The following is a 15,370-nucleotide window of genomic DNA, read 5'->3' on the forward strand; positions in this document are numbered from 1 at the left end:
TGCTCACCTCCAAACATTTTTATGAATCAATATAAGTAATAACTCTTAGTTTTGCACTTCGTGCTCTTGGATTTTTATTTATTTCATCAGGCTTTGGTGTAATTGGTTTTTTAATTATTAACTGATATTTTGTTTTTCAATTATTTTGAACTGCTAATTTAGCATATAATTGTGCTTGTGGATCAATTAAAACTTCATTAAAAGTTTGTTTAACAATACGATCTTCTAAAGAATGAAAACTAATAACAACAATTCTACCATTAGATTTTAATAATTTCAAAGATTGTTTTAAAGAAGATTTTAATGTTTCTAACTCATTGTTAACAGCAATTCTTAATGCTTGAAAAGTCTTTTTGGCAGGATGATGATGCTTATTTAATACTCTTACTGGTAATGATTTTTTAATAATCGTAACCAATTGTAAAGTGGTATCAATTGGTTGAAAAGTTCTTGTTTTAATAATATTTTTAGCAATACTACTAGCAAATACTTCTTCACCATAATTTTTAATAATTGTTTTTAATTGCTCATAATTATAATTATTAACAATATCTCACGCATTTAATTTTTGACTTTGATCCATACGCATATCTAACTTAGCATCTTTCATATAACTAAAGCCTCTAATATCTTCATCAACTTGTGGTGATGATATACCTAAATCATATAATATACCATCAACTTTAGTAATATTTCTTTTTAAAAGCTCAGATTGAATATTTGCAAAATTACTTTTAATTATTTCATATTTATCTTTAAAATCTTTTAAAATAATTTTACTATTATCAATAGCCATTTGATCTTGATCAAAAGCATATAGTTTGCCAGAGGTAAGTTTTGATAGTATAACTTTACTATGACCTGCTCGTCCTAATGTACAATCGACATAAATACCATCAGGTTTAATATTTAAGAAATCAATTGCTTCTGTTAACATTACAGAAATGTGTCTTGCATTGATATTATTCATAATTTTTATATCTCATCTAGAACTGCTGCCGCTGACTCAAATTTATCCTTGGTATCTTGATTAAAACTATTTCAATTAGTTTCTGATCAAATCTCAATTTTATTGGATAGTCCAATCATAATTACTTTTTGTTTAATATCAGCTAGTGTCAATAATGAATGTGGAATATTAATGCGACCTTTGCTATCAATAGTTAATTCTTCTGAATTAGCAAATACTTGTCTTGCTAAAATTCTGGCTTCTTTCTGACCTTCGGATTGTGATAAGATTTTATCTTGTCATTTAATAAATTCAATTTCGTTACGAATAACTAAACACCCTTCAAAACCTTTAGAAACAATAACAATCTCATTGTTATGAAAATAACTTCTAAACTTAGAAGGAATTATCATTCGTTTCTTTTCATCTAATGTTGACAATGATTGTCCTAGTAGCATAATATCACCCACACTTTCCCACTATTACCCATATTATATAACCTTTGGCATATAATTGCAATTGATTACTTTAAATGTATGACTAGTCAGTAAAATAAAAGAGCATACAATAATAAAAATAAAAACTCATTTACTTTAAAAAATAAAGAAATGAGTTAAAACTTTTTAAACTTACCGTTTGTCAATATTATATGCTTTTATAAAAAACAAATATAATATTTTATTATACTATTCTAAGTTTTATTATAGTGACTTTACTAATTAAATAAAATGGCACAAAAAAATATTTATTATTTTAAAATTTTAATTTTTAAATTTTGGTCATTTGTTAGGATCATTTTCAAATTCTGAATTTTTAGCAAATCATCCATGTCATAATACTTCATTTACATTTCATTTTGATAAGTCTTTATTAAATAAAGAAGCTTTATAAAACATATAACCCATATCGACCACTTTTGAACTATCTCACTTTGAAATATCTTGATTAAATGCTAAAGTATTGGCAAATGTACCAACCATATCTTCTACTCTAGATACATCTCAAGTTGATAAATCTTGATTAAATTGTGAAGCACCCAAAAACATAAAATTTAAAGAAGTTATTTCTGATGGTAATTTGTCAGGTACTTCTTTAATTGTTTTTGGCATTCTAACAACTTGAATTTCACCTTGTTTGTTTTTATAAAAACCAATTTGAGTAATTTTGGTAGTTTTTATATTTGATAAATCTCTTTTATTAGTTGTTTGTTCTTTTCCATCTTTATCAATGTAAATTGTATCTTGTTGTGTTTTATTATGTAAAAGTTCAATTTTTTGTGGAGGGTGGTTAGCCCTAAATACTGGACCACTTTTGGATAGACAGTTTTAAATTTTTATTTGTGAAATTGGTGGTTTTAGAAATTTAGAATGTATTCTTTCGTAATTATAAAACATAATATATTGGTTTACATCATTTATAGCTTCATTGAGAGAAAAATATTGATTTGAACCTTTAGGTAGTCATTCTTGAGATAAATGAGAAAATCAGTTTTCAGATATTACATTGCCACCAATATCATAAGGTTGTTTTTTGCTTAAAATTATTTGCTTATCAGCAGCTCAATTTGTGATGTCTTGACAATAAAATTCGTTGGCGTTATCTGAGTGTAAAATAACGTTTTTTACTTGGTTTCAAGAGAATTGTTGATTTATTTTTTCAAGTGCAGGAAGAATTAAATCTTGATAGGATTTGTTTGAACATGTATTATAGCTTACAATATTATTTGAATAAAAATCAATAATTACAAAAAGATATAATCAACCTTCTTTAGTATTTATTTGTTTAGTGTCCATTGATCAAATTTGATTTGAAGAGGTTGTACTTTTATAATCTTTGTTTACTTTATCCATTGTAGGTATTCACTTATTTGGATTTTTTTTGTTTTTAGGATAGTTATTTTTAGTTTGTTTTAATCCTTGAAGATTGTGATCTTTCATAATTTTTCGCATTTGTTTTGTTGATAATTCTAGATTTAAAATAATATGTTTGTATTGTTTTAATCATTCTTTAAATGCTGAAAAAATTCGTAAATAGCCATAAATTTGTCCTTTTCTTGTAAAATGAAATTCAAGTAAAAGTTGGCATAATTCTTGATATTTATGTGTACAATTACTAATTTGATTTTTTTCTTTTTTAATAGGGTTTTGTTTGTTTTTTACAAAATAATATGTTGATCGGTTTAGTTGAAGATGTTGGCAAAGATATCTAATTGAATATTGGTTTTTGCTATCATCAATAATTTGAATTTTTTGTTTGATATTTAACTTGTTAATTACTAATGCTATTTGTTTAATTTTATCCATTATTAAAAATCCTTTCATGTCAAAATTAGTGTTAATTGTATAACACAATTGTTTTTCGAATACATTCAAGTTTTTTTTAAATTAATGGTCTAGTAAAAAGGGCTAAGTAGCGAGTTTTATTTAAAACAGTATTTAAAGTTCCAATAGATGTCCCAAATGTTAAAACACTTAGTGCAGTAATCAATGTTTTCATATTGAAAACCTCCCTTTTTATTTTATTCAATAACTTTTTATTAAATCTATAAGTTATTTATATCTTAGAATGGTTTTTAAGATAATGCAATAACAAATATTTATACTCCCACAAAACACTACTTTTAGCATAACGTTAACAAATCAAACAATAACAATCACTAGCAACAATAAAGATGCTAGTAATTTTTTATTATTAAATTTTAAAAATCTATTTAAATAAATTTAACAAAAAACTATTACTAATTAGCAACAAAAACTGAATTAACAGAGTTTAATGAAGATGAATCATTATCAATATTTGTTTCATTACATCTTATCTTAAATTCTTCATCGCTACTTGCTACTTGCTACTTAGCCCTTTTTACTAGACCATTAATTTAAAAAAAACTTGAATGTATTCGAAAAACAATTGTGTTATACAATTAACACTAATTTTGACATGAAAGTATTTTTAATAATGGATAAAATTAAACAAATAGCATTAGTAATTAACAAGTTAAATATCAAACAAAAAATTCAAATTATTGATGATAGCAAAAACCAATATTCAATTAGATATCTTTGCCAACATCTTCAACTAAACCGATCAACATATTATTTTGTAAAAAACAAACAAAACCCTATTAAAAAAGAAAAAAATCAAATTAGTAATTGTACACATAAATATCAAGAATTATGCCAACTTTTACTTGAATTTCATTTTACAAGAAAAGGACAAATTTATGGCTATTTACGAATTTTTTCAGCATTTAAAGAATGATTAAAACAATACAAACATATTATTTTAAATCTAGAATTATCAACAAAACAAATGCGAAAAATTATGAAAGATCACAATCTTCAAGGATTAAAACAAACTAAAAATAACTATCCTAAAAACAAAAAAAATCCAAATAAGTGAATACCTACAATGGATAAAGTAAACAAAGATTATAAAAGTACAACCTCTTCAAATCAAATTTGATCAATGGACACTAAACAAATAAATACTAAAGAAGGTTGATTATATCTTTTTGTAATTATTGATTTTTATTCAAATAATATTGTAAGCTATAATACATGTTCAAACAAATCCTATCAAGATTTAATCCTTCCTGCACTTGAAAAAATAAATCAACAATTCTCTTGAAACCAAGTAAAAAACGTTATTTTACACTCAGATAACGCCAACGAATTTTATTGTCAAGACATCACAAATTGAGCTGCTGATAAGCAAATAATTTTAAGCAAAAAACAACCTTATGATATTGGTGGCAATGTAATATCTGAAAACTGATTTTCTCATTTATCTCAAGAATGACTACCTAAAGGTTCAAATCAATATTTTTCTCTCAATGAAGCTATAAATGATGTAAACCAATATATTATGTTTTATAATTACGAAAGAATACATTCTAAATTTCTAAAACCACCAATTTCACAAATAAAAATTTAAAACTGTCTATCCAAAAGTGGTCCAGTATTTAGGGCTAACTAACCACCAAATAAATATTGAAGATTTTGAATTATATTTTAGTCATAAATCTAAAAGGAGTATAAAACAATGGGTGAATTAGAAAAAATACTATTTATTATAAATCGTTGGGGATATTTAAATTTAGAACAAATTGCTTTGTTATTAAATAAAAATATCAAAACTATTCAACTACAAAAAGAACAATTAATAAAATTAAAAATGCTTAATGTAGATACATTACCAAAGAAAAATTATTTTACTTTAACAAGTAAAGCACAAAGCCATTTAGGAAGAGAACACAAAAAAAGCATTCAAGTCAATTATTATGAACTAGTTCACCAAAATTTACTTATTAAATGACTTTGTCAACAAACTGACATACTTTCTTATAAAACTGAACGTGAACTAAAAATAGAAAATGGAAATCTTAATGCTTACCCTGATTTAATTATTACTAAAAATAATAATAATGAAATTTATGTAGAACTTGAATTAACTAGAAAATCACCAGAACGCTTTAAAACAAAATTAATTAATAGTCGACAATGACTTGTTGATGGTGGTAAAATTCACTGAATTACCAATTCACAAACACTTGCCAATTGAATCGAAAATCAAATCAACACCATTGAAGCATATCCTAAACAACACAGTTATGAAATTTTAAAAAAAATTTAATTATATACATTTATATATTTAAAAATATATAAATGTATATATAAAAATATTAAAATATATAATAATACATTAATTAATTTTAAAATATGTTAATATATTTTTATATATTTATACCATAGAAGGGAATAACAATCTTATGAAAATTATTACTATTGTGGCAAGAAAAGGTGGAGTTGGTAAAACTACATTTGCATATTTAGAATCAACATATTTGGTTCAAAAATTAAATAAAAGAGTTTTATTAATAGATGGAGACCCCCAAGCTTCCTTAGGTGACTGTTTTTTTGACGTTGACCAAGAAAATTTACTAGGAGATTTATTTAGTGGAATTAAAAATATAAATGAATTAATAAAAAATACAAGCATAAAAAACTTAGATATTATTACTTCAAATATTTTATTAGATGATTTTAATCAAATATTAGTTTATAAACCAGCAAGAGAAAAAATACTATTTAATCAATTAAAATCTCATTATAGCTACTTACAAAATAATTACGATTATATTTTGATTGACACAAATCCAAGTTTAAGTTTAATTAATCAAAATTTAATGGCTATTGCTAATGACATAATCATTATTTCTGATAGGTCAAAATTCTCTTTAAAAGGAATAATGACTTTGGGAAATGCATGAAAATCAATATGTGAATCATTAGAATTACCTTTTAATATGAATACTATTTTATTAAATAAAATTGGAAATCAAGTTACTTCAAGAGATTTTATTGAAATAGTAAATAATGCTTTCCCAAAACAAGTATTAAAAAATCATATTAAAGAATATACAATTATTGAAAAAGCTGTTATTTCTAAAAAAACTATAATAAATTTAAAAAGATTAGAAAAATTAGGTAATCCAATTCAAAAAATCAATGAAGAATTAATAAAAAAAGGAGTGATTTAATAATGGGTAAAAATTTATTTGAAAAAACATTAAATGTAGACCGCACCGAAATAAATTTTAATAAGATAAAAGAAAATAAATTAAATCAAACATTAAATATTAATAATCCTTTTATACAAGAAAGTAAATCTCATATAAATCATTATGATGTTATTATTGAAAATTCTGAAAATCAGAAAGTTAAAAATGTTAACATTACTTTATACGAAAATGATATATTAAAGATGAAATTTATAACACAAATGACAGGTGCTAAACTATCAAGTTTTGTTAGAAAATGTATTAATGAAGAATATCAAAAAAATATTAACAACAAAAAATAAATTGTAATGTCAAAATAAAAATATTATTTATAGTTCACTAACTAATATATTTATTGTACAATTATCTAGTTACTGGTGTGGCTTCCAAGGTGGCATCAGTAACGATTTTTTATTTTAATTTTATTTTAATTGTCAATATCGAGTGAAAATTTCCCAAAGAGTGAGATTAAATAAAAATTTATAAATGAAAACTAGCAATTTTCAAAACTCAAATAATAAATATTCTTTAAAAATAAACTTTTATTAATAAAAAAAGGTTATAATAAAAAAATGAATATTTTTATTTTACATCGAGACTTTCGTATACATGATAACAAAGGTTTAATTGCTTTATCAAAAGAAGAAAAAGAAATTTATTTAATTTTTATCCTAACAAATGAACAAATTAAAAATAATAAATTTTTTAATTTAAAGTCATTTCAAGCAATGATTTTTTGTTTAAAACAATTAAATAAAATAATTCATATTAATGTTTTAAAAGCAGAAAACGAATTAAACGCAATCAGAAATTTAGTTAATCAAGGAATAATTATTAATAAAATTTACACTAATAAAGATTTTAGCCCTTATGCTCTAGAAAGAAGTCAACAATTAAAAAATTTAGCAAAAGAAATTGGTTTTATTTATCGTGAATTTCATGATTATATGCTTTTTGATCCGCATGAAATAAAAAAAGATGATGGTAGTTTTTATCAAATTTTTACTCCTTATTGAAATGCAATTAAAAAAAATAAATTTAATATTACAATATCAAAAACTCCAAAATTTCGAGCTATGAAACTACCAAATTGTGAAGATATTAAAAACTTAAAAGATAATGATTTTAATTTACCATTAACAAGAGAAAAAGTAGAAATTATTGTTACTCGTTTATCAAAAGATTATCAAAATCAACGTGATAAAATTGATTTAATTAAAAACAGTACTTCTCATATTAGTACAGCCATTAAATATGGAATAGTTTCTATTCGTGAAGTTCATTTTTGAGCAATTCAAAGATTTGGTTATTTTGATAATAGTTTTTCTAGACAATTGATATGAAGAGATTTTTTCTATCAAGCAACTTATAATGCTATGATAGAAAAAAAATGAAAATTTGGAACAAATTGAATTAATAACATGAATGATATTATTTGAGATAATAATATACAAAATTTTAAAAAATGATGCAAAGGAGAAACTGGTATTCCTTTAATTGATGCTGGGATGAATGAATTAAATAATTATGGTACTATGCATAACCGTGTACGTATGATTTGTGGTTCTTATTTAGTAAAAAATTTAAATATTGATTGAGGATGAGGAGAAAAATATTTTGCTCAAAAATTAATTGATTATGATCCAATTGTTAATCAATGTTCATGACAATGAGTAGCAGGAACAGGATTTGATGCTCAACAATATATTAGGATTTTTAATCCTTATTTACAACAAATTAAATATGATCCTAATTTTGTTTATATTAATCATTTTTTATCAAGAACAAAAAATATAGAAGAAATTGTTGATTTTAAAAAATCAGTTCAAGAAGCTAAAAAAAGATACCAAAATTTAAAAAGTAATATTCAAATTTATAATATTAAAAATAATAAATCACAAAAAATGTAAATATAATAATTACTTCAAAACTGCACAATTGTGCAGTTTATTTAGCAATTTTGTTTTTTCTTTTATAATTTTAATAAAAATATTTAACATAAATAAGTGTTAAAATATAAAATAAAAGTGTTATAATTAAATTGTTCTTATTTTTTATAGAAAAAATAATTTTAAAAAAAAATGAATATAAAATTTAAATAAACATAAATTCAAAAATTCCAAATAACCGCTAAAACTTTAGTTCCAAATTTTTATTTGTGAACTTTTTTTTAAAATATTTTGTATAATCAATTTATAAAAATTTAATATAAGTTTTTAACTCATTGTTTTCTTGTTAAAAAGCAAATGAGTTTTTATTATTGAAATATTATTGAAAGAAGATGAAGTTATGCCAATTGAAAAAAAAGAAATTATTTTTAATGATTATATTAATAATTTTATTAATATAAATGAATTAAAGAAAAAAATTAATGAAGAATTAAAAACATTAGAAAAAAAATTTAAAAAACAAAAAGAAATAAAAGAAAATATTACTAAAATCTTATTCAATTTAAAAAATAATGCTGTTGAAATTAAAGAAAATCTTAGATCACTTAATGTTATATATAATAAAATAGAAAATTTTTATAAAAACCCCATTGAAAAAATTGAATGTGAAAATAAAAATTTAATTTTTAGAAACAGATGATATATAAATAAAAATATAAAAGAAATAAATGAAATAATATCAAAAAATAATCGATATATTACATTTTTAAATTCAAAAAAAATTAGTAAATGAAAAAATAATTTACTTATAATTTTTACATTTGGTTTTTATAATAAAAATAAAAATTTAATAAAAAAAATTGAAAAATACAAGAATAAAAAAATAGAATTTGAAAATATTTTATTAAATTTAAAAAATAAAAAAAATAATAATCAAAATATCATTAAAAATAATGTAACAACATTAAAAATTGTAAAACAAGAATTTGATTTAGTAACAAAATCGTTAAATAGTTGTGTATTTTATTTTACTGAAATTCAAAAAAATCAAATACAAAATGTTTCAAATCCAATAGATATGATTAAAAATATAAATTCATTTCAAGAACAAATTTCAGCTGGTAAATATAAAATACCAAGAATGGTAAAATAATAAGGCTATTAGGGTGGTTAGCCCTAAATACTGGACCACTTTTGGATAGACAGTTTTAAATTTTTATTTGTGAAATTGGTGGTTTTAGAAATTTAGAATGTATTCTTTCGTAATTATAAAACATAATATATTGGTTTACATCATTTATAGCTTCATTGAGAGAAAAATATTGATTTGAACCTTTAGGTAGTCATTCTTGAGATAAATGAGAAAATCAGTTTTCAGATATTACATTGCCACCAATATCATAAGGTTGTTTTTTGCTTAAAATTATTTGCTTATCAGCAGCTCAATTTGTGATGTCTTGACAATAAAATTCGTTGGCGTTATCTGAGTGTAAAATAACGTTTTTTACTTGGTTTCAAGAGAATTGTTGATTTATTTTTTCAAGTGCAGGAAGGATTAAATCTTGATAGGATTTGTTTGAACATGTATTATAGCTTACAATATTATTTGAATAAAAATCAATAATTACAAAAAGATATAATCAACCTTCTTTAGTATTTATTTGTTTAGTGTCCATTGATCAAATTTGATTTGAAGAGGTTGTACTTTTATAATCTTTGTTTACTTTATCCATTGTAGGTATTCACTTATTTGGATTTTTTTTGTTTTTAGGATAGTTATTTTTAGTTTGTTTTAATCCTTGAAGATTGTGATCTTTCATAATTTTTCGCATTTGTTTTGTTGATAATTCTAGATTTAAAATAATATGTTTGTATTGTTTTAATCATTCTTTAAATGCTGAAAAAATTCGTAAATAGCCATAAATTTGTCCTTTTCTTGTAAAATGAAATTCAAGTAAAAGTTGGCATAATTCTTGATATTTATGTGTACAATTACTAATTTGATTTTTTTCTTTTTTAATAGGGTTTTGTTTGTTTTTTACAAAATAATATGTTGATCGGTTTAGTTGAAGATGTTGGCAAAGATATCTAATTGAATATTGGTTTTTGCTATCATCAATAATTTGAATTTTTTGTTTGATATTTAACTTGTTAATTACTAATGCTATTTGTTTAATTTTATCCATTATTAAAAATCCTTTCATGTCAAAATTAGTGTTAATTGTATAACACAATTGTTTTTCGAATACATTCAAGTTTTTTTTAAATTAATGGTCTAGTAAAAAGGGCTAAGTAGCCTGGCCTAACTAATAATAAATATAAAAGCAAAACTGAAGTAAATTTAATTAAATTAAATGGTACAAATACAATTCAAATCTTATCTTTAAGATCACCAGCACCATACATGTCTAAAATAAAAGCTCAATTATAAAAACCACTAATTAATGATACTAAAATACAAGTAATAACAACTGTTGGTATTTCAATAATCATTAATCGTTTTCAAGAATTATTAGATTGCGTTTTTCAAAATGGTAATTGCTTAAATAATAATTTAAAACTACTATATAATAACAATAAAGTAATGGTACTTAACATATAAGCAAATTCATCAATTGGTTCAGCATTACCAGAAGGAAAATGAGGTAAGATTAAACTTAGTCAAGGAACAATAATGGCAATTAACAAGCTATAAGGAAGTTTAATAATTAACAATGCAATTAAATTAATAGTATTACCAAAATCAATTTTTAAAAAAGGTAAAAAAATAGGTGGTGTTTCTAATAAGGTCATTAATGTCGTAACTGCCAATAAACTACTAATTAATGCTATCCTATGAGTAGTTAATTTTAAAGAATTATTAATATTACTTTTAAATTGTTGTCACTTTTTCTCATATTTTAAACTCATCTTTTACTCCTTAAAATACATTTATTATTTTAATTATATATAAAAAAACGTTTATTTATTATATAATAAAATTAATTTTTAAAAGGAGATGAAGTATTAATGAATAAAAGTGAAAATAACATTGTGCAAATGGTAGTTGAAATTCCCAAAGGATCAAGTAATAAATATGAATATGATTGAAAATCTAAAACTATGATATTAGATCGTGTTCTTTATGGTGCTAATTTTTATCCCGGTGAATATGGATACATTCCTGAAACTTTAGATTACGATGGTGATCCTTTAGATATTATTAGTTTAATTACTTATCCAACTTTCCCTAGTTGCTTAGTAGAAGTTAGAGTTTTAGGAATGATTAAAATGATTGACGGTGGTGAAGTTGATACTAAATTATTTGGTGTTGTTAATTCTGATCCACGCTTTAATGAGTATCAAGATCTAAAAGATGTACCCCAACATTTACGTGATGAAATTGTTAATTTCTTTTTACAATATAAAGAATTACAAAAAAAGAAAGTCATAATTGAAGGTTGAGGTAACTTAAAAGAAGCATTAGCTGAACTTACAACATGTAAAAATATGTTTAAACAATATCAAAATGAAATGAATAATTTACCAAAAGCACAATTAGTGTCATTATTAAACAAAAAAGGTGGTTAGCCCGGTGGTTAGCCCTAAATACTGGACCACTTTTGGATAGACAGTTTTAAATTTTTATTTGTGAAATTGGTGGTTTTAGAAATTTAGAATGTATTCTTTCGTAATTATAAAACATAATATATTGGTTTACATCATTTATAGCTTCATTGAGAGAAAAATATTGATTTGAACCTTTAGGTAGTCATTCTTGAGATAAATGAGAAAATCAGTTTTCAGATATTACATTGCCACCAATATCATAAGGTTGTTTTTTGCTTAAAATTATTTGCTTATCAGCAGCTCAATTTGTGATGTCTTGACAATAAAATTCGTTGGCGTTATCTGAGTGTAAAATAACGTTTTTTACTTGGTTTCAAGAGAATTGTTGATTTATTTTTTCAAGTGCAGGAAGGATTAAATCTTGATAGGATTTGTTTGAACATGTATTATAGCTTACAATATTATTTGAATAAAAATCAATAATTACAAAAAGATATAATCAACCTTCTTTAGTATTTATTTGTTTAGTGTCCATTGATCAAATTTGATTTGAAGAGGTTGTACTTTTATAATCTTTGTTTACTTTATCCATTGTAGGTATTCACTTATTTGGATTTTTTTTGTTTTTAGGATAGTTATTTTTAGTTTGTTTTAATCCTTGAAGATTGTGATCTTTCATAATTTTTCGCATTTGTTTTGTTGATAATTCTAGATTTAAAATAATATGTTTGTATTGTTTTAATCATTCTTTAAATGCTGAAAAAATTCGTAAATAGCCATAAATTTGTCCTTTTCTTGTAAAATGAAATTCAAGTAAAAGTTGGCATAATTCTTGATATTTATGTGTACAATTACTAATTTGATTTTTTTCTTTTTTAATAGGGTTTTGTTTGTTTTTTACAAAATAATATGTTGATCGGTTTAGTTGAAGATGTTGGCAAAGATATCTAATTGAATATTGGTTTTTGCTATCATCAATAATTTGAATTTTTTGTTTGATATTTAACTTGTTAATTACTAATGCTATTTGTTTAATTTTATCCATTATTAAAAATCCTTTCATGTCAAAATTAGTGTTAATTGTATAACACAATTGTTTTTCGAATACATTCAAGTTTTTTTTAAATTAATGGTCTAGTAAAAAGGGCTAAGTAGCAACCACCATTTGTGGTGTTGTACCTAACAATGTTGCTATAACAAAACTACTTGCAATAATTTTTTTCATAATAATAGTACCCCTTAAATTTATTTTTATAAAATCTAAAATCTAACTTTGATATTACAACTTTTGAAAAGTTAAAGAAAAAATATGATTATGTTATGTAATTTTATTATATAATCTTAAAACGCTCATATTTGCTGTTTTTAGCGATGTTTAATAATATGAATGGTTTTTTATATTCATATTATTAAATTCAACGATTTTAATTATTCAAACACTATATATGCTCAACTTTTAAAATTAGAAGAATTACAGGAATAATATTATGAATAAAGAATTTACTTATTTAAATGAAATTAGTTATTGATTATTAAATAAAAGTGATTTTACTCATAGTGAATATAATTTAAGTGGAAGTAGATATTCAAGTAAAACATATAGTATTGCAGAAGAATTAGCAATATTAATAGCAATTTCAATTAAAGTTAATAAATCAATTGCTATATATTGTTTTCGTAAATTAAATAAAGATATTAATGATTTAGTTAAAGAAATATATAATGCTTTAATAACAATTAGTTTTAATGATTATAAAGATTTGAGAGATTGTCAAAAATCCGGAATAAATTAAATCTTATATAGTCTTATTATATTTCAGACAAGAAATAATTTGGATTTTTATGAAATTGTACACTCATATTACTATTTTTTTAAATTTATTGCAACTAAAATACGAGGCTTTTTAGTAATCTGTGTTTCTTTGTTTTACAAAGTACTAGTTCAGATTAATTCTGTCTTCAAATTTTATCATAAAATGAGCAATTGCTGTATTTCAATTTTGAATAGGCAATGTTCATTTTTTTGTGATATTTTCAATTGCTAAGTAAAAAATTTTAAAAACTGCCATATCATTAGGAAAAACTTTTTTATTTCTAATAACTTTTCGTAATTGGCTATTAACAGATTCAATAGCATTTGTAGTATAAATTACCCTTTTAATTTCTGCTGGATAACTAATAAAAACCATTAAATTTTCTCAATTTTTATATCAAGATTTAGCAATTTGTGGATATTGTTTATTTCATTTACTTTCAAATGATTCTAAAGCTTGCATTGCTTGTTCTTCACTACATGCTGTATAAATTGGCTTTAAATCGATAACTAGAGACTTTCGATGTTTGTATGAAACATATTTTAAGCTATTTCTAATTTGATGAACTATGCATAATTGATGTTCAGTTTTAGGATAAACTGATTGTATTGCCTCTGACATGCCTGTTAAATTATCACTACAAGCAATAAGAATATCATTTAAGCCTCGATTTTTCATTTCTGTAAAATTATTTAATCAGAATTTAGCACCTTCATTTTCACTAATTCATAAACCTAAAACATCTTTTTTACCTTCTAAATCAACTCCTAAAGCTATATAAACTGATTTGTTAATAATACGTTTATCCTGACGTACTTTAACTACGATACAATCAAAATAAATGATTGGATAAACACTATCTAATGGACGATTTTGCCATGCTTTGACATCATCAATGACATCATCAGTAATTTGACTAATTACGCTTTCGCTAATATCTGCGCCATCATATAACTCTTGCAACTGCATTCTAATATCTGATAAAGTCATACCTTTTGCATATAGTGAAAGAACTTGTTGATCAAAACCATCAAATCTTCTCTGTCTTTTTGTGATTATTACTGGTTCAAAATTACTATTACGATCTCTTGGTACATCAATTTCAATTTTACCTTGTTGAGTTATTAATTTTTTTGATGTTGTACCATTACGAACATTGTCATTATTACTGCGTTGATTTCTTTCGTGTCCTAAATAATTTTGCATCTCAGAATTCAACATTTTTTCTACCAATCGTTTAGTTAATTCTTTATATAAGCCTCCCTCTTTAAAAACTGTTGTTAAATCCTCAGTATTTTCTAATAATAAATCTACTGCTTTTGATATTGGATCATTGTTATTAAGATTATCTTTTTAGCCATCTGTAACTCACTCTTTCTAGATATATAAATTATATTTACTAGAATTAATTAAACATAGTTATTTTTGTAAGTCACACAGATTACTAAACATTCCCTTTTAGTAGTTTAAATGATAGAGTACTTTCTAGTGGTCAAAATACACTTGATTTTGTACAATATGCAAGCCCAGGTAGTGGTTATGCTTTCCCAACTATTCAACAAGGAAAAGTAACTTTAAATCGTACTTTAATGCGTGATATTGGTGTAAG

16 protein-coding genes are annotated in these 15,370 nt (G+C 23.1%); 8 read left to right on the forward strand and 8 right to left on the reverse strand.

Annotation, left to right across the window (positions count from 1 at the left end; genetic code table 4):
- Window positions 1-19: 19 nt before the first annotated feature.
- The 4 genes from rsmH to SPIRDC1_RS03655 all read right to left on the reverse strand — a co-directional run bounded on the left by rsmH (window position 20) and on the right by SPIRDC1_RS03655 (window position 3,270).
- Window positions 20-970 (reverse strand): 16S rRNA (cytosine(1402)-N(4))-methyltransferase RsmH, encoded by a 951-nt coding sequence (gene rsmH, locus SPIRDC1_RS03640; RefSeq protein ID WP_174480585.1) that lies wholly within the window; start codon window positions 968-970, stop codon window positions 20-22.
- Between the two features lie 5 nt (window positions 971-975).
- On the reverse strand, window positions 976-1,407 hold the full coding sequence (mraZ, locus tag SPIRDC1_RS03645) for a division/cell wall cluster transcriptional repressor MraZ (RefSeq protein WP_255495907.1): 432 nt from the start codon (window positions 1,405-1,407) through the stop codon (window positions 976-978).
- Window positions 1,408-1,710: 303 nt separating this feature from the next.
- Entirely contained in the window at window positions 1,711-2,058 is a 348-nt protein-coding gene (locus SPIRDC1_RS03650) for a BspA family leucine-rich repeat surface protein (protein WP_174480587.1), read from the reverse strand.
- 216 nt (window positions 2,059-2,274) lie between these two features.
- Entirely contained in the window at window positions 2,275-3,270 is a 996-nt protein-coding gene (locus SPIRDC1_RS03655; protein ID WP_174479968.1) for an IS3 family transposase, read from the reverse strand.
- Between the two features lie 616 nt (window positions 3,271-3,886).
- Between SPIRDC1_RS03655 and SPIRDC1_RS03660 the strand changes: the two genes are divergently transcribed.
- From SPIRDC1_RS03660 to SPIRDC1_RS03685, 6 genes are all read left to right on the forward strand, one after another.
- Entirely contained in the window at window positions 3,887-4,882 is a 996-nt protein-coding gene (locus SPIRDC1_RS03660; protein ID WP_174480588.1) for an IS3 family transposase, read from the forward strand.
- A 108-nt stretch (window positions 4,883-4,990) separates the two neighbouring features.
- Complete coding sequence (locus SPIRDC1_RS03665) at window positions 4,991-5,581, forward strand: hypothetical protein (protein WP_174480589.1); 591 nt, start codon at window positions 4,991-4,993, stop codon at window positions 5,579-5,581.
- Window positions 5,582-5,717: 136 nt separating this feature from the next.
- A complete protein-coding gene (locus tag SPIRDC1_RS03670; RefSeq protein ID WP_174480590.1) occupies window positions 5,718-6,488 on the forward strand; it encodes a ParA family protein in 771 nt (256 codons plus the stop codon).
- A 2-nt stretch (window positions 6,489-6,490) separates the two neighbouring features.
- The gene (locus SPIRDC1_RS03675) at window positions 6,491-6,811 is read left to right on the forward strand and encodes a hypothetical protein (RefSeq protein ID WP_174480591.1); all 321 of its coding nucleotides are present in this window, start codon (window positions 6,491-6,493) and stop codon (window positions 6,809-6,811) included.
- A gap of 270 nt (window positions 6,812-7,081) precedes the next feature.
- A complete protein-coding gene (locus tag SPIRDC1_RS03680; RefSeq protein WP_174480592.1) occupies window positions 7,082-8,419 on the forward strand; it encodes an FAD-binding domain-containing protein in 1,338 nt (445 codons plus the stop codon).
- Between the two features lie 379 nt (window positions 8,420-8,798).
- Window positions 8,799-9,551, forward strand: a complete 753-nt coding sequence (locus tag SPIRDC1_RS03685; protein ID WP_174480593.1) for a hypothetical protein — start codon at window positions 8,799-8,801, stop codon at window positions 9,549-9,551.
- Window positions 9,552-9,606: 55 nt separating this feature from the next.
- Here the strand turns inward: SPIRDC1_RS03685 and SPIRDC1_RS03690 are convergent, their stop codons facing one another.
- Both SPIRDC1_RS03690 and SPIRDC1_RS03695 read right to left on the reverse strand, forming a co-directional pair.
- Window positions 9,607-10,602, reverse strand: a complete 996-nt coding sequence (locus SPIRDC1_RS03690; protein WP_174479968.1) for an IS3 family transposase — start codon at window positions 10,600-10,602, stop codon at window positions 9,607-9,609.
- Between the two features lie 58 nt (window positions 10,603-10,660).
- On the reverse strand, window positions 10,661-11,308 hold the full coding sequence (locus SPIRDC1_RS03695) for a hypothetical protein (protein WP_174480594.1): 648 nt from the start codon (window positions 11,306-11,308) through the stop codon (window positions 10,661-10,663).
- A 99-nt stretch (window positions 11,309-11,407) separates the two neighbouring features.
- Here SPIRDC1_RS03695 and SPIRDC1_RS03700 point away from each other — a divergent pair, with 99 nt between their 5' ends.
- On the forward strand, window positions 11,408-11,968 hold the full coding sequence (locus SPIRDC1_RS03700; protein ID WP_174480595.1) for an inorganic diphosphatase: 561 nt from the start codon (window positions 11,408-11,410) through the stop codon (window positions 11,966-11,968).
- 46 nt (window positions 11,969-12,014) lie between these two features.
- On the opposite strand, the gene SPIRDC1_RS03705 is transcribed toward SPIRDC1_RS03700, so the two are convergent.
- Entirely contained in the window at window positions 12,015-13,010 is a 996-nt protein-coding gene (locus tag SPIRDC1_RS03705) for an IS3 family transposase (protein ID WP_174479968.1), read from the reverse strand.
- A gap of 424 nt (window positions 13,011-13,434) precedes the next feature.
- On the opposite strand from SPIRDC1_RS03705, the gene SPIRDC1_RS03710 reads away from it, so the two are divergent.
- Window positions 13,435-13,740, forward strand: a complete 306-nt coding sequence (locus SPIRDC1_RS03710) for a hypothetical protein (protein WP_174480596.1) — start codon at window positions 13,435-13,437, stop codon at window positions 13,738-13,740.
- A 144-nt stretch (window positions 13,741-13,884) separates the two neighbouring features.
- Here the strand turns inward: SPIRDC1_RS03710 and SPIRDC1_RS03715 are convergent, their stop codons facing one another.
- On the reverse strand, window positions 13,885-15,087 hold the full coding sequence (locus tag SPIRDC1_RS03715; protein WP_174480607.1) for an IS256 family transposase: 1,203 nt from the start codon (window positions 15,085-15,087) through the stop codon (window positions 13,885-13,887).
- Window positions 15,088-15,370 lie beyond the last annotated feature (283 nt).

The organism is Spiroplasma endosymbiont of Danaus chrysippus (assembly GCF_902809815.1).
In the GTDB taxonomy this organism is placed as follows: domain Bacteria; phylum Bacillota_I; class Bacilli_A; order Mycoplasmatales; family VBWQ01; genus Spiroplasma_E.